This window comes from Kocuria aegyptia (genome assembly GCF_039530085.1).
GTDB lineage: Bacteria > Actinomycetota > Actinomycetes > Actinomycetales > Micrococcaceae > Kocuria > Kocuria aegyptia.
Genome location: NZ_BAAAOA010000005.1, coordinates 105,532 through 122,574, shown reverse-complemented (window position 1 = coordinate 122,574; position 17,043 = coordinate 105,532). Strand labels below are relative to the sequence as shown.

Sequence of the window (17,043 nt, the reverse complement as noted above, 5' to 3'; positions counted from 1 at the left end):
GGTCAGCGTAATTCCCTTCTGACAAGCGCCTCAATAGCAAATGGTGACGTTCCGGGCGCGGTACGGTCACGGTTCGGAACTACCACCCGGTGACCCAGGAGGCGCGCGGAACAGCCCGGGCGGGGCGGCTGTCGGGCAAAGAGCGGGCATTACTTTTGCGACCGGATGCGGGTCAATGGAAGTGAGCCGATTCGGGCTCCTGCCGGAAGGACGACCACCATGACTGCCATCCCCTACACCCATCCCGCCGAGTCCCTGGTGCGGGCCGGTGTCGTCGGAGCGCTCGGCGCCCGGGGCGTCACCGTCACCTCCGCCGAGATGCTGTTCGACGGGCTGGAGTGGGCCGTCATAGTGTCCCACTACCCGCCCGACATGTCTGAGAACGATGTGCGGGTGGCCGTGTGGACGGCCGTCCTCAACTACACGGCGGTCTTCGACGTGCCGGCTCCCGCGGGAGGCGTCCGGATCAGCATCACCGGATGAGCCGGACCGCATGGGCCCGGCCGGGCGAGGCGCAGGCGCGTCGAGCGGAGTCGGCGCCCTCGCACGACAGAGGCCCTCACCGGCGGTGACGCTGATGAGGGCCTGCTGGGTGGCTCTCTCGACCGTATTCGAACCAGCAACTTCGGCTTGCCGTCGACCGAGAAAACCTCTCAGGAATTGCGCCGTCGTCTCCTCGATGGACTGGAATCCGGCGGAGAAGACCATCACGCATCATTGACGTGCCGCTGCTTCCGCGGAGTCGAGTTCTTGGATTTCTGGGCCACTGTAGTGTGCTTCACTTCGTACTCCACCAGTGAGACCCAGCCCGGCGTGGAGTGGTACCGGCGCCCGTTGCGCCAGATGTCGAGGTGGTCGAAGATCGCGTTGGCCAACTCGATTCTCGTCCTCCAGCGATGCCGGTCCAGCAGCTCAACAGCTCTACAGGCGACTGCCGTCCAACACGCCCTCCCAGCTGGTGCGTCGGCGCCTCGACGACCACTGTGCAGGTGACTCCCAGCAACGCGCCTGCGAGGCCGGGATCATGTGGAGCCGCACTGTCGACCACGAGGTCCGGGATCGGGCCGACGTCGAACACCTGACCGGCCACGGCATCGATCTCACCGACGAGCGCACCCGCGAAGCTGTCGCCGAAATGTTCGCCAATGAACCTCATGACCTCACGGACGGGCTCAAGCTCGCGTTGATCAACTACAACGACGTCGACGACCTGGCCCCGACCGAGACGGACAAGACGGACGCCTTCACTGACCCCAACGCCCTGCCGATCGACACCATGCCCACGTCCGGCCACGACGTGCAGCTGTTCGGGACCATGTCGGTCCCGGTGCCGGCTCGCACCATTGAGGCCCCGCCTCTGGCACCGGGAGACGGAACGTGGTGAGGACCCGGTCTCCTGGACAGGCGTCCGGGCCTTCGCTGTGCCGAGGCCTAGGGGTCTGGGAGCGTGGTGCTGGGGCGGTTCACCTCGACGATCCCGCCCTGGACGGCGGTGCCCAGGCTGATCAGGCGGCCCTCCAGGGTGAGTCGCTGGGTAGGGCTTCCGGGCGTGATGTTGGCCGCGATGCTGCCGCGGGCGAGGTAGGTACCCCGGGCGGTGGTGCTGATGCCCAGGGTGATGCTGTTGGTCGCAGCCCAGTAGACGTTGGCTGCTTTCGCCTGTCCGCTGAGCAGCACGCGGCTGCCGTCCGCGGCGGTGATGGAGGCGGCGCGGAAGATGAACTGCGCGGCGGGGTTCCCTTGGGCATCCAGGGTCAGGTCGCCGGTGACGGTGAAGCTCCCGGTGGTGCTCGTGTAGATCCCCGGCGCGATCCTGCCCGTCAGCACGGTAGGTCGGCCAGCGGTGGCGGGTCGGGCGAGCAGGGCCCTCTCGAGGGCACGGGCGTCGGCCATGGCGTCGGCGGCAGCTGCGGTGCCGGGCTCGACTGTCCCGGTGACGTTGCGCCGCGCTCCGCTGGACTGCAGGCCTTCGACGGCCAGACCGGGGTGGGTGCCCACGCTGCCGCCCACCGCGGAGGGGTGCCCGGAGGGGGTGTGGTCAGTCAGGCGGTTGGATGCCAGGAGCGCATAGGGGCCGGCCCGCCCCAGAGTGATCGCCGGCATTCCCACGTAGCGCCAGGAAGCGCTGGTGCTGGTGCGAGCCGTGAACGCCGCGGTACTCGGGGGGACCGGCCAAGCCGCTAACCCGGCCAGGGTGGCGGCTCCCGCCACGGCCAGAACGCCCCGACGAGCGAGTACAGGAAGCTCTTCCGTGTCCTCGTCGCCCTCGTCACCCTCCTGGTCGTCGTCCCGACCCCGCGGAACGAAGACCGCCAGGGTCATCAGCAGCGCCGCCGCGGTGGCGGCGGCCCACAGGCTCAGGGGCAGGTGCTGGCCGGTGCCCAGCCACAGGGCGGGCAGCCCGATGAACGGCACCAGCAGGCGGGCCTGGCCGGTGATCTGCTCCCTCACCAGCGGTGTGGAGTCGACGTCCGCGTTGGCGTCCCCGGCGGTGGCGTAGGTGCCGTCCTCGTGGTCGATCACGATCCGGTGCAGCACCGAGCGTTCCACCCCGCTGGGCTGGGCTTCGGCAGGGCTGGTGAACTGCACGACCCCCCCGAGGGGCACCTGCTGATCATCCGGCAGGGCGGCGAGCACGACCACGTCGCCGGGGTCGATGTGCGGTTCCATCGAGCCGGTCTCGATGACGGTGGAGTGCCAGCCGAACAGGGCCGGGATCAGGGCGATCGCGGCCAGGGTGGCCAGCAGAACGAGATAGATCTGGGCGGCGGCGCCGGTGACCAGCCGGGCCCAGCCCCACAGCGCGGCCGGCACCGTGTCAAGTGGCGGCTCGGCAGTGGGGCTGGACTCCTGGTGGGCCCGGCTCCTCACGGAAAGGGATCAGGCGTCGTTGCTCTGCAGCTCCCAGACCAGGTCCACGCTCACCCGGGAGCCCTGGAGCGCGTCGATCTGGGACTGCGTCAGGCCCTCGGTGTCGAAGGTCCAGGTGCCGCGATAGGTCGAGGACTCCCCCGCCCGGCCCTCGGTGGCCCAGACGGCGCCGCCGGTGGTGTAGTCGCGGTTGGCCTGAGCCAGGACGGACAACGACTGGGCCGGCAGCGCACCGGGGACGGGGGTGAACCCGTCGCAACTGTTGAAGGACCCGCCCGTGCCGCGCTCGACGCGCAGGTCGATGTGGTCCTCGAGCCCGGCGGCGGAGCCGGAGAGGTTCTGGGTGTAGGCGCGCACCTCACCGGCGACGGTGGAGTTGGAGGTCACCAAAATGCACTTCTCTCCGGTCTGCCCCGGAACGAGGTTCTCCACGGTGAAGCCGGCGCGGCCGGCGTCGTCGTCGGTCAGTCCGACCTGGCCGGTGGCCCAGGAGTTGCCGGCGTTGCGGGTGGTGGCGGTGAAGGCCGCGGTGGAGCCCTGCCACACCATGACGCCGGCCACGAGGACGGCGATGGGGGCGGAGGAGAGACCGGCGATCTTGCGGGCGCGGGGGGAGGGAGTGCGCATGACGGTGACCTGTTCCGCGACGGAGCCCAAGAGCAGGAGGGTCCTGCGCCGTCGCTGATGGAGGGGGCAAAAGGCGGTGCGATGCAGCCGTGATGGGGGTCATCGGCCAACCGCGGTCACCCTAGGCGGCATCCCCCTGTGGTCTCCAGGACAATCGTCTACCCGCGCCGTTGGCCACCGTCACCCCATGTGCGAAAGGAAATGCGCGTCTGTGGTGCGGAGGCAACCTTCCGTCACATGCTTGGCGCTCGGCACCCAGGTCCTGCGTGGGAGGGATGCCCCAGTGTCAGGGCATGACTGCCGGCAGCCGCACCCCGGTCCGGGTCCCAGACCCGTCGAACGCCCCGAGGATGATCCCGCAGCCGTTCGAGCCGGAGGCAAACGTCGTGCCTGTGGCCACGCGCACGCACGGCGGCTGAACCACTCCGGCGGCCGCCGGCCACGCCCTAGACTTCCTTGCCGTCCACGCCACCTGGCTGAACCTGGCCATGCGGGAGAAGACGACGACGATTGCCGAGGCCGCCGAGGACGGGCTCCTGACCGCGGCCGTGGTGCTCTCCCTCTTAGGCATGTTGGAGGGCCGCGCCAACGAGGATCCGGGGAGGCCTGTCCAATCGCCCGGCAGATGGTCGAGGAGGACCCGGAGCCGGTGCGGACGCGCGACGAGGTCATCGGCGCGTCCCCGACCACCCTGCTCACCCTGTTCGCCCGCTCCGACCTGCGCGCGGCCCTGGCCTTCCGCTATCACCAGGAGGAGACGACGAGATGTTCGGCACCGAAGCTGGAACCGTCCGCGCGAGACGCTGAACGCCCCGGCGCTCCACGACGGAGACCGGGGGGCGTTGCGCGTGCCACCGGTGGCCCGGCGCGGTGCGCTGATGTTCAGCGAGGCCGGCTCACGGAGAGGTTGCCTGCTGGTCGGCGGCCGCCTGGTCGAGCAGATCGCACAGGTCGAAGACGTACTCCGTGGTGTTCTCGGTGATCTCCACGGACACCACCGCCGGCTCCTGTCCCGGCTCGGGTGCGGACTCTAAGGTGATGGCCCCGGTCACCTCCCCGGACAGGAAGAGGAAGGCCGGCGGCAGCCCGGCCTCGGTGTGCGCCTGCAACTCCGCCTCCCGGGAAGCGATCACAACCCCCGGCCCAGAGCCGCTGAAGGTGATGGTGGTGCCGTCGGCGTAGAAGGTGTCAAATACGTGGCTGGAGACATCGACTTCATCGAGCATGGCTCCGTCGGAGGCTCGGGTGTAGTCGACCGTGGCGGCTCCCCGATGCTCCACGACGGTGTCGCCCTCGGCGGTGACCAGGACACGGTACTCCTTCTCATTGACGTCGCCCGGGGCGACGGTGATCTCGGAGTCGCAGGCAGGGACGGTGTAGGGCTGCTGGAACTCCTCGGGGAAGGGCACGAATCTCCCGTGAGTGCTGGCCGGCGGCCACTGGACCTCTGCAGGCTGCTCGGCCGGCGGTTCGTGTTCGGAAGCGGTCGCCCCGGCCGGTGTGGCGGCGAGCAGCAGGACGGCGGCGGCCGCAGCGGTGATGCGCTGGGTGGTGTTCATGATCGGTCCTCATGGCTGGGTGCCGAGGACGGGCCGGACGCTGTCCACGGCAGGTGCAGTGGATGGGATCTTGAGCTGCAGGCGGCGTCGTGCGGCGCCCACGGGCCCAGTGTCACCGTCTCCGCGAGAGCATGGGTGCCACGAGGTCACCTGACCGCACGATCGTTACGGTCGCGCCCGGCAGTCCGTCACAAACACCGCGGAGTCGTTGCGGATGCGAACGCTCTGGGACTCCACGACGGAGACCGGAGCGTTGAGCGTCCAGGACGCTCAGCTGAGGCCGAGCTGTCGGGTCATGCTCATCAGGTGGAAGTAGCGGTGTTCCTCCCGATGAGGCCATCCTCGCCCCAGCGACTGACGACCGCCGTGGGGATCGAGACCCTCCGCCCGGTGGGCGGGATCTCCCCGGCGGGTGGGGCCAGAAGGCCGGTGTGGGTGCCCGCGCACACCCAGCGCGTCACCACCTTGTCACCGTCCACGAGAACCTCCTCCACCTGCAGCACTGTGTCCGGGAACGCGACCATGAACTGCTCGGATGCCGGATCGCCTCCCGCTCACGCATCGGATCCGGCACGGTGCAGTCGCAGCCGACGGCCGCGGGTCCGTAGAGGGCGGCGAACGCCGCGGCGTCGTGAGCGGTCCCTGGAGGGCACCGAGGTCGAGGGTTGCGTCTCCTGCGCCCTGTGACCGGGTAGCCCGTCACCGTCGCGAGCCCCGCACCGTCCCCGCGGTGCGGGGCTCGTCCCGTCCGCCGCACACATGGGACCTGCCACTTCACCCGAGCCCCGAAGGACCCAGCATGGATTTGACCTCCACCGCCGAGGCCGTCGCCGTCGCAGCCTCCGCCGTGACCTGCTTCGGACTGCTCACCGCTGCCGCCCTGGCGGGACTGGACACCCCGGCCGGCGAGACCGCTGGCGAGCGCCGCAAGCGCCGGAACAGGGCCAGCGACCTGGTGATGTTCGGGGCGTCGCTGCCGGTCATGCTGATGCTGATCATTACCACCTTGGTCTCGGGCCCGCTCGAGTCGGATGCCTCGCCGTTCAGCTTCACTGCGGCCGCTGAGCTGATCCGCGACCAGGCCCTGCACTTCTACCTCCACGCGCTGCTGTGGGCGGTGAACGCCCTGGCCGCCGTCATGGCGCTGGCCGTCCTGGTCTACGTCGCCTGGCAGATGCTCCGCCGCCGGCGTCGGCCGACGAGCGCTTCTCACGGGCTGTCGGTCGAGTCCGCCTGTTGACCCCGCAAGGAGGGCCGCGAGCCCCGCATCGTTCTCACGATGCGGGGCTCGCCCCGTTGCGGATCAGTCCATCGGCGGGGGGATGTAGAGCTGTTGTTCATCCGCCTCACGGAGCCCAGCTGCGATCACCGGCTGGATGCGTTGGTGCGCGGAGACGTAGCCGGCTGCCTTGAGGCGCTGAAGGTTGGGTGCGCCCGTGTCGTCCAGGTCCAGCTGTGGCGGCAGGCTCTCTGTGAGGTGCTCCCCGGTGACCAGGGTTGACCACCACGTCCTCGATCCCCGGGCGTTCGATCGCCACGAACGGGCTGTGCTCTGCGAACACCGGCGTTCCGATCCGGGTGGAGGGCAGCACGTCCCCGACCTCGATCGTGCGCATCGGCCGTGCATCGCCGGCCGGGTTGTCGCCCCGCACCGTCTCAAGGCTGCGATGCACGGCGACCCGCAAGGCGCGGTGCTTGTCCGTGTTCGAGTACTCCTGCAGCAGCAACAATGGATGCTCCCGGTGCACCTCCATGCCGTTCAGGTACGCCACCCGCGGCTCCACGGAGGCGATCGCCCGACCCGCACTCGCGAACGGCTGCAGGGACCGGATCCGGTCTCCCAGCTGCGCCCCCGGGGTCAGCTGCGGCACTCGGCGCCGCGTGGTCTTGCACCACTCTTCGTACTTCCCCTCATCGCCGTAGATCGGGAAGGCTACCGCCTTCTCCCGCTTGACGTTCAGTGGCCCTTCCTCGGTCTGGCCGGCCAGGTGGAAGACGACATTGTCGATTGCCGCTCGCAGATGGTTGACCGCTTCGCTGAACATCATGGAGATCCGCGGCGGCACCGGCCTGATGCCGGTCACCACCAGTTGCTCCGTCCCGTTCTCGCGGCGCCGGGTACGTGCCAGCGGCTTCGACCGGGACCATTGGAAGGACTCAAGCCCCAGCTGGTAGCCCAGCTCGTCGGCGCGGCCGATGCGGTAGGCGACCGGGTGAAGCGGCTCGGGAAGCCAGGAGAGTTCAGCCATGGGGGTCCTTTCCAAGGGGTGGCCGATCCACGGCCGCCACGCACCGCACACCCGGCGCGGGGCTCGTGGTGCCCGCCCGTACACATACCGGCCATGACCGAGACACTCTCCTCCGCCCCGCACGTTCTCCGCGACGCCCCCGCCACCGTCGCCGCCGGCGGATCCACCACTGCCTACGGAAACCCGTTCATCCGGGGCGACACCACCCCGGTGACCTTCCCCAACGGGGCGGTGGGCAACTACTCGACCGTGACCATCGGCACCGGCCACGGTGTGCTGATCGTCCCCACCGCGGACGGGGTCGCCGGGATCCCCGGGACCTCCTACGGACTGCTGGCCGTCCACCGCTTCCCTGTGTCAGCGACGCTGCTGGAGTTCCCCCGCGGAGGTGCTGACGCCGGCGAGGGCTATCTCACGGCCGCCATCCGCGAAGCGGTCGAGGAGCTCGGTCCTTACTGGGCTCGCGCCGACTACCGGCGCCTGGGGCTTCTGCACCCGGACTCCGGGCTGTTGACCACGCAGGTCGCCGTCTACGCCGCCCACCTCGAGCACGCCCCGGCCGCCGGCCACATCGAGGACATCACCGGCGCCACCCAGGTGTGGATCCCGGCCGGGCAGCTGACAGAGCTCATCACCGGTGGGCGGATCAGCGATGCGATGACGCTGGCCGCCTTGGCCTTGGCCTCCTGCGGCCGCTGACCGGCGAGCGCGTCACCCGCCGCCGGCGGTCATCTCCGGCGGCGGGGTGAGCCCGAAGCGGCCGATCAGTTCCGGCATCGACTCCAGATTCATCTCCAGGGCGTACCGGTCGCAGGCGGCCATGAGCTTCTCCAGGTCCATGTTCCTCTCGGGGCCGTAGTACTGACCGATCTCCTGGAAGAACTGCTCGAAGCCGGCCGGGGAGATGATTTCCAGCAGCCGGGCCCGTTCCGTACCGGGGTTCCAGAAGGTGTGCCACTGGTTCCGCGGCTTGAGCACCAGCTCCCCTGGCCCGGCCTCGTAGACGTCCTCACCGAGCATCGCGCCCATCCTGCCCTCCAGCACGACGGTGTACTCGTCCTCCCGAGCGTGGCGGTGCAGGGGTGCGGCCAGCTCCTTGGGGTTCAGGTAGTGTTCGACGATCGACATCCGGCCTTCGGTCAGTTCAGCCGGCAGCATGGTCCGGGCGGTCAGCGGGCCCATCAGCGACAGGTGCCCGGCCTCGGGCCCGACGGGGCCGTAGACGGTGGTTCTCATGCCACCAGGATCCGGTCCGGCGCGCGTGCGCGGGCCGCCGGCAGGCAGGCTGGGACGCAACCGTGACCCGGTGACTGCCTGTGACCGCCGCGCCGCACACATGGTTGCCATGACCGACACCCCGCGCCCGCCGCGGCCCATCTACCCGATGCGCTACGTCTTCCCGTCCGAGATCACCGACCTGGCCACGGCCCACGGCCTGCCCACCGAGACGCTGATCCGCGCGCTGAACATGCGCTGGCTCGTCGACGGGCGCGGCACCTGCTGGCCGGCCGGCTCCGGCTCCGGCTCCGGGATGACGCTGGAGAGCCTGCTCGACCACGGATCGCTCGTCGTGGAGTGGCTGCCGCCGATCGAAGAGGACCAGCGGATCTCCGTGATCGACCGGCACCTGAGCGACGCCGTGGACCGTCGCCGGGGCCTGCCCGAGAACACGATCGGTCTGCTGAAGATCCCCGCCCCGGTGGCCGAGTCCTGTCAGCCCCGCAACCGCGCCAGCTACCGGATCGGCGCAGTCATCAAGGTCGTCCCGGACATATCCAAGCTGAACGCCGCCGTGGGCGAGACCCTGCGCACGTGGCTGACCGCACGGCTGGCCGAGCTGGACCTGACTGTCGATCAGGAGAAGGAGATGACCGCCCATCAGTTCCCCATGACGAAGGAGTCCCTGGCCGCCGAGAAGGACCCGGATCCGCAACCGAGGCCCGACGACACCTGCGCCGACTGCTACCACGACCGCGACGACCACGACAGCTTCGACGCCTCGTGCGCGGCGGAGACCAGCTCGTACTACGGAGCGATGAGCCCGTGCGAGTGCGACGCCTTCACCGAGACGAAGAGGACCACCGATGCCTGAGCCCCTGACACGTCCCCCGGCCCCGTCCATCCCCGTCGGGTCCGGCTACACATACCGTGAGCGGGTCGCCGGCAAGACGTGGACGCTCGTCGCTCGCCGCTCTGGGGCCCGCGTCGGACTCGTGCACTCTCCCGGAGGCGCCTCCCAGGAGCTGCGCGACTACCTGCCGATCACCGAACTGGAGACCGAGTAGGAATTCCTGGCCTGCAACCACACCGACTACTGCTGCGGCCTCCACGGCCCCCACATCAGCCCGCACCGCGGCTGCATTCTGCGCGGACAGACACCCTTCGCTCAGATCACCTGACGTCGGTGTGCCAGGCTTGCCCTCATGAGAACAGGAGACCGATCCGTGTCCCTGACCCAGCCCGATACCGCGCCCCTGCTGATCGTGGTCCAGGACGAGTTCGTCGACATCATCCGCGAGACCGCGCCGACCGGTGCCTCCCCGGTGGCCGTCGGCGCTGTCGCAGACCCCGCCGTCCAGGCCACGGCCGCCGACGCCGCGCGTCGGGCCCGGCAGCTCCAGGCCGAGCAGGGAGAGCTCTGATGGCCCGGTGCATCCGAGCCACCCGCAACGCCCTGGAAGTCCTCGTGGAGACCTGGGTCCACGGTGACCGTGTCGTCACCTTGATCGGCATGAGCCATGTGGCCGACCCGCGCTTCCACACCGACACCACCCGAATCCTCGAGAACCTGGGGGAGGACGGGTCGGTCGTCTATGTCGAAGGGGTTTGCTACGCCGACGGCACGGTGCCCGGGACGAGAATCCTGCAGACGCTGGTGCTGCACGAGATCTTCGGGGACCTCGTCCACCAGGTCATCGCGCCGCCGCCGCAGAAGCACTGGCGCAACGTGGACCTGACCGTTGAGGAGCTGCTCGCCCGGACCGACAATCCCGCTGAGCTGAAGAAGGTGCTCGAACCGGGAGCCTCGCTCCACGACCGGTGATCGGCCATCACCGTCGGTGCCCTGATGAGGCCCGTGCTGGTGCCGGCGCTGGTCCTGGCCGGCGCCTTCGGCGAAGCCAGGCTCGGTGTTCTACAGCGAGTCCTGCTGGACCTGCGCAACGAACGGGTCATGGACGCGGTGCTGGCAGAAGACCATGATGCGGCCCTGGTATGTGGCACGGCCCATCTGCCTGGGATGGGTCGGGTCCTCGCGTGCGCTGGGTACGAGCTCGCCGCGCGCGTTTGGCGCCCGGCGATGGCCCGACGGCGGATCATCGACGGTATCCGCACAGCCAGGAACCTCTCTGCCTCCAAGGACGAGTGGCCCTGGGCAGGGCAGGAGATCCCCGACGCCGTCCCTCCCTCCAGGCGCGGGCACTGCTGCGCGAGCGCGGCTGGCTCACCGACCCGGTTACCGCCTGAGCGCCCGCCCCACCGCTAGGTTCAGACCAAGAGCGACCCTCACGCTCACCGACCGGAAGGCGGCCATGGGTGACAACGCCATCATCGAGACGATCTTCGGACTGATCTTCCTCATCTCGCACCTGATCGGACCGGCGCTGATCATCGCCATGTTCGTCGTCGCCGCCCCGCTGGTGCGTCGGCGTCAGCCGCCGGTGAGCCGCGAGCGCCGCATCGCCGCGCTCCTGATGGCGATCCTGTGCCTGCTCTGGGCGTTTCAGCTGATCGGCTGGTTCCAGGGCCTCGGCGTCTACGGCGTGGTGCTGATGGTCGGGTTGATCGGCTCAGCGGTCCTTGTCCTGGCCGCAGAGCGCCTCAACCACAGACCATTGAGCGGGACCGGTGACTGATCCCATGTTCCAGTTCACCGCGCTCGAGCGGCTGGCCCTCGCGCTGCCGCTGCTGGGCACCACGGGCTTGATCATCGCCTTGCTGATCGTCGCCACCCCGGTGCTGCGCCGGGAACCAGCCACGCCACGGCGCCGTACCGCGGCGCGCGCACTGTCGATCATCGCGCTGGTCATCGCGGCCCCGCTGGCGGTGATGTCCTGGTCCCTGGGACTCTTCGGACTGCTGCTGCTCGGCGGGCTGGCGATCCCGTCCATCATGACCCTCGCACGCCTGCACCAGCAGCCACCGACCGAACCCACTTCCTGACCGGAGGTTCCCCGTGGAAAACGTGCTGCACTACCTGTCCGGCGTCGGCTACTACGTCATGGGACTGGGCGTACCGCTGGCCATGGTCGTCGCCATGGTGGCGTTCGCGTGGCCGGTGCTACGCGGCTCGGGGGAGCTCACGCCACCACGCCGTGCCGCGGCGAGCGTTCTTGCCCTGATGTGCCTGCTCAGCGGGCTCTCCTCGCTGCCGTCCGCGCTGTCCGGTAGTCCTCTCGGATTGATTCTCGTGGGACTGCTGATCATCCCGGCGATCTTCACCCTGGTCCGGCTTCACCAGACGCACGGCTCCGGATCGCACGGAGGCTACGGTGGGTACTGACCCGATCCTCACCGAAATTCCCCTGGTGGTGCCTGCCGGTCTGATCATCTGCCTGATCGCCCTCACCGTCACCGCTTGGCCGGTCCTGGCTGGTGGCGCCGTCACCGCACGCCGGCTGCGTCAGGCGACGTGGGGGTCCTGGGCCTGCCTGGCCGCGGTAGCCCTCGCGCTGTCCATCGGATTCGCCCCGGGGCTCGACGGCTTCCTCACCGTGGCTGCGACCGCCATCGTGGCCGCATCCACTCTGCTTCGCAGACAGCAGGTGACCCCGTGACTTCCCGGCGACGCATCTTCAAGGAGGACGCCTGGACCAGCCTGGAGCCTCATCAGAAGGGTCTGCTCATCGGGCTCGGGCTCGGCACGGCCCTCTGGGCGTTCACCGGGGCTCTGTCCTGGATCGCTGCCGGCGTCGGTCTCGGTTCCGGCATCGGATTCCTCCTGGGCCGGCGCCGCGCGCGCACCCGGACGCAGGCGCCCACGCCTTCCCTGAGACTTCCCACGACCCCGCCGCCGCGCCGCAAGCCCACGCCGCGGATGCTGACCGAGGAGGAGCGGGAGTCCAGCCTGTACGCGGCCGCCTGGTTCAACGGCACCCGGATGGCCGAAGGCAAGACCGACCGCGCCGGGGCGCTGGCGCACATGCGAGAGACCATCGGCGGCTTCCCGCCCGAGCGCTACGAGACTCAGCTCGACGCCACCTTGGCCGGCATCGAGAAAGAGAAGGTCCGGGTGGCAGCCCGCCGCGCCAAGGACATTGCCGAGGCCCGTGAACTGGACCTGCTCAACGCCGTCTTCGACCTGCACTACTTCAACTGGCGGTTCTCCGGCCACATCGGAGAGTACGGGCTGGGACCGATCGACCTCGTCGAAGCGCTGGGCGACCTCTGGTCCCGCGAGCAGATCGACGAGGCGGTGGCCCGGTCCGACGCGCTGATCGAGGAGGGTATCCGCATGGGCGCCGGCTCCTGGGACCACGAGCCGAACATGGCTCACCTGCGCGCCGCGCACCCCGAGTTCAGCGACCGTGCGCTGAGCCGGGCCCTGGACTGGGGTCACCTCATCCACCGCTGAGCGGGCGACCCGGCGGCGCCCCGCGAGGCATTCTGCTGGCGCTGGATCAGAACTACCATCTGTGCCACAGAACCCGCCCTGGAGCCGAAGGAGGAGCCCCCTTGCCTGACTACGATGCCCTGCTGGCCTTCCTGCGCGAGCACCTGGAGAAGGACTGCGGCGGGGACATCCACGTCCTGCGCAACAGCGTCGCTGCCGCGATCGAGGAACTGGAGGAGGGCACCCACACCCTCTACGCCCTGGTCGTGGAGTGGGGTGCGGACGCCGGGCCCGGGTACGAGGGACCCACCCGGTGGAAGGTCGTGGAGTCCGAGACGGGAGACGGCCCGGTCTTCGCCACGGGCACCGTCACCGACTACACCGGGGTTGATGAGGGCCAGGAGAAGATCGCCCGGCAGGTCCACGAGCACGGCTTCGAGCTGGTCGGGGCGTTCATGTACGGAATCGTCGCCGGCAACAGCGTGGCCATGGTCCGCCGTCGCCCACAGAACAGGTGAGTCTGCCCTGACCTACGCCGCCGGGCGCCGCTACCGCCTCTACGTCGGGCCCGGCACCGGTCCGGAACGGGGACGGGTGCGGCTGCGCATCGACGCCGGCATCGACCTTCCCACCATCCCTTGACCCTGGTTCTGTCCCAAAAGGAGACTCCCATGCCCGTTCCCGCCAACCTGCGCCTGTTCCTCGCCGCAGTCCCCGCCCTCTGCGCTCTGCGCTCTGTTGCTGGTCTACTCCGTGATCTCCGGGGCCTCCCTGTTCGTGCTGCTGGCATCGCCGGTCGCGGCGTTCCTGACCGTGCGCTTCACCTCGGAGACCGCCCAGCACCTCGGCTCGATTGAGATCGCCGGTGACACCGGCCAGGTGCAGCGGTACTTTCAGTCGAAGCCCATTGACGAGTTGCCCGCGAACGCCCGGAAGGTCCGCAGATGGAGAAGTTCGCGTTGGAGCGCACTGAGCAGGCCAAGGAGATCAACCAGCTTCGTGCCACCGGCCTCGTCCAGTAGCCCCGTTCCAAGCTGCACGCACCGCCCCCGCGCCGCACGACGGTCCAAGGGCGGTGCCGTGTCCAACCTCAGGCCAGTTCCCTGATCGCCCGTCACGGAGTGTGACGCGCCCGTGCAGCCGGGCCATAACGATCCAGGGCTGATCCGCACCGCGGCCGGACGCGGACTGGCGGCGCAGGACGACACTGATCCCAGGGGCGACGCTGCCATGCTGCCGTCTCTGCAGATCCGACCTCACCGCGCCTACCGCCGCCGGCCACGGCCCTGCTCGACCCCGCGGATCCCCGACCGGTGGCCCCAGTCAAGGATTCGCTATGAACACCACCCGCCGCGCGGCCGCAGTGGCCGTCTGCCTCATCGTCGCCGCCACCCCTGCCGCCTCCGGCTCCCCTGCCGTGCCGCCGGCCCAGGTGCCCTGGCCGCCGCCCAGCACGCACGGCCGGTTCCTGCCCTACCCGGAGAACGTCAATCTGCTCGGCTCGTACCCGTCCTGTGGCGCACACATCGACGTCTCCCCCGGGGACGTGTTCGACCTCCAATACCGCGCCTTGGTCACCGACCGAGGTGAGACCGTGGTGGAGTACCGCGGCGACCTGACCCTCGACGTCCGCCGCCTGCCCGACGGTGCCGATCTCGACGAAGTCGGCGTCTCCGCCTCCCGGATCGAGGTCTACGATTCCAGCGGCACGACGGTGACCTACGCGCGCACCGGCCCGGCGATCGTGGCGGCCTCCAACGAGGTGGAGGCCCAGGCGTTCGCCGACGCCGGGCTGCCGGAGGCTTTCCTGTTCCTCTCCGGGGACCTCATGGAGACGGTCACCTACGAGACGGCGCCGACCGAGCTCGGCCAGGACGTCCCACCCATGCTCTCGGCGGAGATCACCGAGGATTCCACGGCCTACGTCTTCGACCTGTGCGATCTGCTCGACCAGGCACCGAAGGACCCGTAGAACCCCGGTGCCCCGACCTGCTGCGCGGGCACAGCCTCGGGCGCTCGTCACCTGTCGCTAGGCGGGGCCAGACGCACACATTCAAGGCATGATTCAGGACGCCAGCAGCACAGTCGACACCGCCCGCGAGAACGCCCGTCAGCACGACGGCAAGTTCGGCACGCACGCCCGTGTCGAGGCCGACCTCGAGCTTCAGGACCCCGCTGCCATCACCGCCCACGACCACGAGACAGCCGAGGAGCTCACGACCGCGGCGGAGGCGGCCGGCTACACCACGGTCATCGGCCAGCGCCCCGACAAGCCCCACCGAGGCACCCCCAATGAGCCGGTCGTGCGGCTCACCCCGGAGACCCAGTACTACACCGGGTCCGTGGAGATCGCCGGCGACACCGGTGAGCTCCAGCGACCTGCCCGCGAGTGAGCAGCGCAGCTGCGACCACGGCCCGGTCCACGGGTTGCCGACCAGATCTCGGCCGCAGCATGCCCCTCCCCCAGTCGCCGGCGTGGTTCCCGCATCCTGCCATGTGCCCTACGGCCTGCGTCAGGCCCACTTCGGTGGCGCGCCAGGCGTGGTCAGGGCCCGGGTCCGCGCACATGAGGTGCATGGGGAACACCGCACCCACCTACCCCCCTGACTCCCTGTGCGCCCACGCCGCGGCCCTGGAACCGACCCCGCTGGAGAAGCCCTACGCCGTCGTCGAAGCCATGCAGGCGACCGAGGCCGACGGGTCCTCGTCGCCCGTGTGCGCGAGGACTCCGGGGAGGAGCGCCTGATCGACCGCCGCTTCGTGGAGAACTGCCCGGCCCCGTTCCAGACGGGCTACGAGTGCTCGGGGCCCGCAACGGCAACGCGCTGACCGTCGCCCGCTTCGACGTCCAGGATGCCTTCTCCAACTCCGACGATGACCCGGCGGTCATCACCGCCGCAGGCATGGCCTGATGTCCCATCCACCCACCGCGCGCCCCGGTCCCCGACGCGGAGACCGGGGTGTTCACAATTCCGCGCCCTGACGGCAACCGTGTTCGCCTCGCGTGCTCGTTCCTAGACTGGTGAGCAGGGGCGATGATGATGGACTGGACCGAAGGTCAGATCATGCAGATGCGGGCCGGCCGGCCGGTGTACCGCAACCCGGACCTGGGAACGTCCTTGAGCTGGCTTCGCACCGGCGAGGAAACCGACGGGGAGTACGGCCTGATGTACGTGGAGTACTCCGCCGGCGCCGGGGTGTTCCCGCACTACCACACGAGCTATGTGGAGACCTTCCACGTGTTCGAGGGGCTCGTCGAGGGCAAGGTTGCGGGCCGACCGGTTCGGCTGGAGGCCGGGGACGAAACCGTGGCGCCCAAGCGGGCGGTGCACGAGTTCCGCATCTCCGGCGACCGGATGGGCCGCGCCATCGTGGAGCTCCGGCCGGCACACCCAGGCTTCGAGAAGTGGGTGGTCACGCTGCAGAACATGACCGCCGCTGGCCTGACCACTCCGGACGGGCGGCCCAAGAACCTCTACCACCTGGCACTGGTGCTCCTGGAGTCCGACATCCACCTGCCCGGACCAGGCCGGGTGTTGATGCCGGCGTTCCGGGGGCTGGCGGCCTTGGCTCGACGCAAGGGCATTGACCGGCATCTGGAGGAGCGGTACTACCGCCCGAGCTGAGGCCCCAGAACCGTCCACCGGCCAGGAGATCGGGGCGCCGCGCTGTCTGGATTCCACTGGTGTCCGCACACATGAGGGGTATGGGAACCACTGCGAACACCACCGTTGACACCGCCACCACGACCGCCGTCGAGGCCCCCACCGAGATTCTGCTGGACCCCGCCCTGACCGTGCTCGAGGAGCCGATGAGCGTCGCCGCGGCGATGAAGGAGATGGACGAGGACGGTTTCCTGGCTGCCGTCGTGCCGGTGGGGATCTGGTCCCTGATCGACTCCCGCGTCGACGAGGACGAGGAGCCCGGGGAGGACTACGTCATCGTCAACCAGATGGTCAAGGACTCCCTCCTCCCGCTCCAGATGAGCTACGAGGTCGTGGGTGTGCGCCCGGACAACGTCCTGCTGCTGAAGGCCACCGTCGAGCTGCGTGAGGCCCTGGCCGTGCGCTACTACGAGGACGAGATCGCCGAGCTCGAAGCTCAGGATGCCTGACTTTTCCGGTTGCGCGCGAATGACGCACCTGTGCTGCGGGACGGAGACCGGTTCGTTCACATTGCCGCGCCT

At 69.4% G+C, this 17,043-nt stretch carries 25 protein-coding genes; 19 read left to right on the top strand and 6 right to left on the bottom strand.

What is annotated here, in order from left to right; all coding sequences use genetic code 11:
* Nucleotides 1-219 precede the first annotated feature (219 nt).
* Nucleotides 220-483: a hypothetical protein gene (locus ABD220_RS01300; RefSeq protein WP_344119125.1), complete on the top strand. Its 264-nt coding sequence runs from the start codon at nucleotides 220-222 to the stop codon at nucleotides 481-483.
* Between the two features lie 541 nt (nucleotides 484-1,024).
* Nucleotides 1,025-1,384, top strand: a complete 360-nt coding sequence (locus tag ABD220_RS01295; protein WP_344119124.1) for a hypothetical protein — start codon at nucleotides 1,025-1,027, stop codon at nucleotides 1,382-1,384.
* Between the two features lie 47 nt (nucleotides 1,385-1,431).
* Here the strand turns inward: ABD220_RS01295 and ABD220_RS01290 are convergent, their stop codons facing one another.
* The 4 genes from ABD220_RS01290 to ABD220_RS18000 all read right to left on the bottom strand — a co-directional run bounded on the left by ABD220_RS01290 (nucleotide 1,432) and on the right by ABD220_RS18000 (nucleotide 5,581).
* Nucleotides 1,432-2,871, bottom strand: a complete 1,440-nt coding sequence (locus ABD220_RS01290; RefSeq protein WP_344119122.1) for an ice-binding family protein — start codon at nucleotides 2,869-2,871, stop codon at nucleotides 1,432-1,434.
* Between the two features lie 9 nt (nucleotides 2,872-2,880).
* On the bottom strand, nucleotides 2,881-3,498 hold the full coding sequence (locus ABD220_RS01285; RefSeq protein ID WP_344119121.1) for a hypothetical protein: 618 nt from the start codon (nucleotides 3,496-3,498) through the stop codon (nucleotides 2,881-2,883).
* Between the two features lie 896 nt (nucleotides 3,499-4,394).
* A complete protein-coding gene (locus ABD220_RS01280; RefSeq protein ID WP_344119120.1) occupies nucleotides 4,395-5,057 on the bottom strand; it encodes a hypothetical protein in 663 nt (220 codons plus the stop codon).
* A 302-nt stretch (nucleotides 5,058-5,359) separates the two neighbouring features.
* Nucleotides 5,360-5,581: an ester cyclase gene (locus ABD220_RS18000; protein WP_425552487.1), complete on the bottom strand. Its 222-nt coding sequence runs from the start codon at nucleotides 5,579-5,581 to the stop codon at nucleotides 5,360-5,362.
* 275 nt (nucleotides 5,582-5,856) lie between these two features.
* Here ABD220_RS18000 and ABD220_RS01275 point away from each other — a divergent pair, with 275 nt between their 5' ends.
* Nucleotides 5,857-6,297 carry a hypothetical protein gene (locus tag ABD220_RS01275; protein ID WP_344119118.1) on the top strand — a complete coding sequence of 147 codons (441 nt, stop codon included), beginning with the start codon at nucleotides 5,857-5,859 and terminating at the stop codon, nucleotides 6,295-6,297.
* 106 nt (nucleotides 6,298-6,403) lie between these two features.
* On the opposite strand, the gene ABD220_RS01270 is transcribed toward ABD220_RS01275, so the two are convergent.
* A complete protein-coding gene (locus ABD220_RS01270; protein WP_344119116.1) occupies nucleotides 6,404-7,306 on the bottom strand; it encodes a hypothetical protein in 903 nt (300 codons plus the stop codon).
* Between the two features lie 93 nt (nucleotides 7,307-7,399).
* Here ABD220_RS01270 and ABD220_RS01265 point away from each other — a divergent pair, with 93 nt between their 5' ends.
* Nucleotides 7,400-8,005, top strand: coding sequence for an NUDIX hydrolase (locus ABD220_RS01265; protein WP_344119114.1), 606 nt, complete (start codon nucleotides 7,400-7,402; stop codon nucleotides 8,003-8,005).
* A gap of 12 nt (nucleotides 8,006-8,017) precedes the next feature.
* Here ABD220_RS01265 and ABD220_RS01260 read toward each other — a convergent pair whose 3' ends face one another.
* Entirely contained in the window at nucleotides 8,018-8,542 is a 525-nt protein-coding gene (locus ABD220_RS01260; RefSeq protein ID WP_344119112.1) for a cupin domain-containing protein, read from the bottom strand.
* A 109-nt stretch (nucleotides 8,543-8,651) separates the two neighbouring features.
* On the opposite strand from ABD220_RS01260, the gene ABD220_RS01255 reads away from it, so the two are divergent.
* From ABD220_RS01255 to ABD220_RS01185, 15 genes are all read left to right on the top strand, one after another.
* Nucleotides 8,652-9,398 (top strand): hypothetical protein, encoded by a 747-nt coding sequence (locus ABD220_RS01255; protein ID WP_344119110.1) that lies wholly within the window; start codon nucleotides 8,652-8,654, stop codon nucleotides 9,396-9,398.
* Complete coding sequence (locus ABD220_RS01250; protein ID WP_344119109.1) at nucleotides 9,391-9,591, top strand: hypothetical protein; 201 nt, start codon at nucleotides 9,391-9,393, stop codon at nucleotides 9,589-9,591. Before ABD220_RS01255 ends, ABD220_RS01250 begins: the two co-directional genes overlap by 8 nt.
* 159 nt (nucleotides 9,592-9,750) lie before the next feature.
* Nucleotides 9,751-9,948 carry a hypothetical protein gene (locus ABD220_RS01245; RefSeq protein ID WP_344119107.1) on the top strand — a complete coding sequence of 66 codons (198 nt, stop codon included), beginning with the start codon at nucleotides 9,751-9,753 and terminating at the stop codon, nucleotides 9,946-9,948.
* On the top strand, nucleotides 9,948-10,349 hold the full coding sequence (locus ABD220_RS01240) for a hypothetical protein (RefSeq protein WP_344119105.1): 402 nt from the start codon (nucleotides 9,948-9,950) through the stop codon (nucleotides 10,347-10,349). Before ABD220_RS01245 ends, ABD220_RS01240 begins: the two co-directional genes overlap by 1 nt.
* 487 nt (nucleotides 10,350-10,836) lie before the next feature.
* Entirely contained in the window at nucleotides 10,837-11,160 is a 324-nt protein-coding gene (locus ABD220_RS01235) for a hypothetical protein (protein ID WP_344119104.1), read from the top strand.
* Nucleotides 11,153-11,467, top strand: coding sequence for a hypothetical protein (locus ABD220_RS01230; protein WP_344119102.1), 315 nt, complete (start codon nucleotides 11,153-11,155; stop codon nucleotides 11,465-11,467). Before ABD220_RS01235 ends, ABD220_RS01230 begins: the two co-directional genes overlap by 8 nt.
* Nucleotides 11,468-11,480: 13 nt before the next feature.
* Complete coding sequence (locus tag ABD220_RS01225; RefSeq protein WP_344119100.1) at nucleotides 11,481-11,807, top strand: hypothetical protein; 327 nt, start codon at nucleotides 11,481-11,483, stop codon at nucleotides 11,805-11,807.
* Complete coding sequence (locus ABD220_RS01220; RefSeq protein WP_344119098.1) at nucleotides 11,797-12,081, top strand: hypothetical protein; 285 nt, start codon at nucleotides 11,797-11,799, stop codon at nucleotides 12,079-12,081. Before ABD220_RS01225 ends, ABD220_RS01220 begins: the two co-directional genes overlap by 11 nt.
* The gene (locus ABD220_RS01215) at nucleotides 12,078-12,878 is read left to right on the top strand and encodes a hypothetical protein (RefSeq protein WP_344119096.1); all 801 of its coding nucleotides are present in this window, start codon (nucleotides 12,078-12,080) and stop codon (nucleotides 12,876-12,878) included. Before ABD220_RS01220 ends, ABD220_RS01215 begins: the two co-directional genes overlap by 4 nt.
* A 101-nt stretch (nucleotides 12,879-12,979) precedes the next feature.
* The gene (locus tag ABD220_RS01210) at nucleotides 12,980-13,375 is read left to right on the top strand and encodes a hypothetical protein (protein ID WP_344119095.1); all 396 of its coding nucleotides are present in this window, start codon (nucleotides 12,980-12,982) and stop codon (nucleotides 13,373-13,375) included.
* Nucleotides 13,376-14,193: 818 nt separating this feature from the next.
* A complete protein-coding gene (locus ABD220_RS01205) occupies nucleotides 14,194-14,829 on the top strand; it encodes a hypothetical protein (protein WP_344119094.1) in 636 nt (211 codons plus the stop codon).
* An 88-nt stretch (nucleotides 14,830-14,917) separates the two neighbouring features.
* Nucleotides 14,918-15,250, top strand: coding sequence for a hypothetical protein (locus tag ABD220_RS01200; protein WP_344119093.1), 333 nt, complete (start codon nucleotides 14,918-14,920; stop codon nucleotides 15,248-15,250).
* A gap of 182 nt (nucleotides 15,251-15,432) precedes the next feature.
* Nucleotides 15,433-15,603, top strand: coding sequence for a hypothetical protein (locus tag ABD220_RS01195; RefSeq protein WP_344119091.1), 171 nt, complete (start codon nucleotides 15,433-15,435; stop codon nucleotides 15,601-15,603).
* 289 nt (nucleotides 15,604-15,892) lie between these two features.
* Nucleotides 15,893-16,483 (top strand): cupin domain-containing protein, encoded by a 591-nt coding sequence (locus tag ABD220_RS01190; RefSeq protein ID WP_344119089.1) that lies wholly within the window; start codon nucleotides 15,893-15,895, stop codon nucleotides 16,481-16,483.
* A gap of 80 nt (nucleotides 16,484-16,563) precedes the next feature.
* Nucleotides 16,564-16,971, top strand: coding sequence for a hypothetical protein (locus ABD220_RS01185; protein WP_344119088.1), 408 nt, complete (start codon nucleotides 16,564-16,566; stop codon nucleotides 16,969-16,971).
* The last annotated feature ends 72 nt before the right edge of the window (nucleotides 16,972-17,043 follow it).

What these genes read in the sequence shown, in the direction of transcription:
- ABD220_RS01285 (WP_344119121.1), bottom strand. Translation starts at nt 3,498, where the DNA reads ATGCGCACTCCCTCCCCCCGCGCCCGCAAGATCGCCGGTCTCTCCTCC.
- ABD220_RS01240 (WP_344119105.1), top strand. Translation starts at nt 9,948, where the DNA reads ATGGCCCGGTGCATCCGAGCCACCCGCAACGCCCTGGAAGTCCTCGTG.
- ABD220_RS01260 (WP_344119112.1), bottom strand. Translation starts at nt 8,542, where the DNA reads ATGAGAACCACCGTCTACGGCCCCGTCGGGCCCGAGGCCGGGCACCTG.
- ABD220_RS18000 (WP_425552487.1), bottom strand. Translation starts at nt 5,581, where the DNA reads ATGGTCGCGTTCCCGGACACAGTGCTGCAGGTGGAGGAGGTTCTCGTG.
- ABD220_RS01270 (WP_344119116.1), bottom strand. Translation starts at nt 7,306, where the DNA reads ATGGCTGAACTCTCCTGGCTTCCCGAGCCGCTTCACCCGGTCGCCTAC.
- ABD220_RS01235 (WP_344119104.1), top strand. Translation starts at nt 10,837, where the DNA reads ATGGGTGACAACGCCATCATCGAGACGATCTTCGGACTGATCTTCCTC.
- ABD220_RS01200 (WP_344119093.1), top strand. Translation starts at nt 14,918, where the DNA reads ATGATTCAGGACGCCAGCAGCACAGTCGACACCGCCCGCGAGAACGCC.
- ABD220_RS01250 (WP_344119109.1), top strand. Translation starts at nt 9,391, where the DNA reads ATGCCTGAGCCCCTGACACGTCCCCCGGCCCCGTCCATCCCCGTCGGG.
- ABD220_RS01275 (WP_344119118.1), top strand. Translation starts at nt 5,857, where the DNA reads ATGGATTTGACCTCCACCGCCGAGGCCGTCGCCGTCGCAGCCTCCGCC.
- ABD220_RS01280 (WP_344119120.1), bottom strand. Translation starts at nt 5,057, where the DNA reads ATGAACACCACCCAGCGCATCACCGCTGCGGCCGCCGCCGTCCTGCTG.
- ABD220_RS01205 (WP_344119094.1), top strand. Translation starts at nt 14,194, where the DNA reads ATGAACACCACCCGCCGCGCGGCCGCAGTGGCCGTCTGCCTCATCGTC.
- ABD220_RS01190 (WP_344119089.1), top strand. Translation starts at nt 15,893, where the DNA reads ATGATGATGGACTGGACCGAAGGTCAGATCATGCAGATGCGGGCCGGC.
- ABD220_RS01265 (WP_344119114.1), top strand. Translation starts at nt 7,400, where the DNA reads ATGACCGAGACACTCTCCTCCGCCCCGCACGTTCTCCGCGACGCCCCC.
- ABD220_RS01295 (WP_344119124.1), top strand. Translation starts at nt 1,025, where the DNA reads ATGTGGAGCCGCACTGTCGACCACGAGGTCCGGGATCGGGCCGACGTC.
- ABD220_RS01255 (WP_344119110.1), top strand. Translation starts at nt 8,652, where the DNA reads ATGACCGACACCCCGCGCCCGCCGCGGCCCATCTACCCGATGCGCTAC.
- ABD220_RS01195 (WP_344119091.1), top strand. Translation starts at nt 15,433, where the DNA reads ATGGGGAACACCGCACCCACCTACCCCCCTGACTCCCTGTGCGCCCAC.
- ABD220_RS01185 (WP_344119088.1), top strand. Translation starts at nt 16,564, where the DNA reads ATGGGAACCACTGCGAACACCACCGTTGACACCGCCACCACGACCGCC.
- ABD220_RS01300 (WP_344119125.1), top strand. Translation starts at nt 220, where the DNA reads ATGACTGCCATCCCCTACACCCATCCCGCCGAGTCCCTGGTGCGGGCC.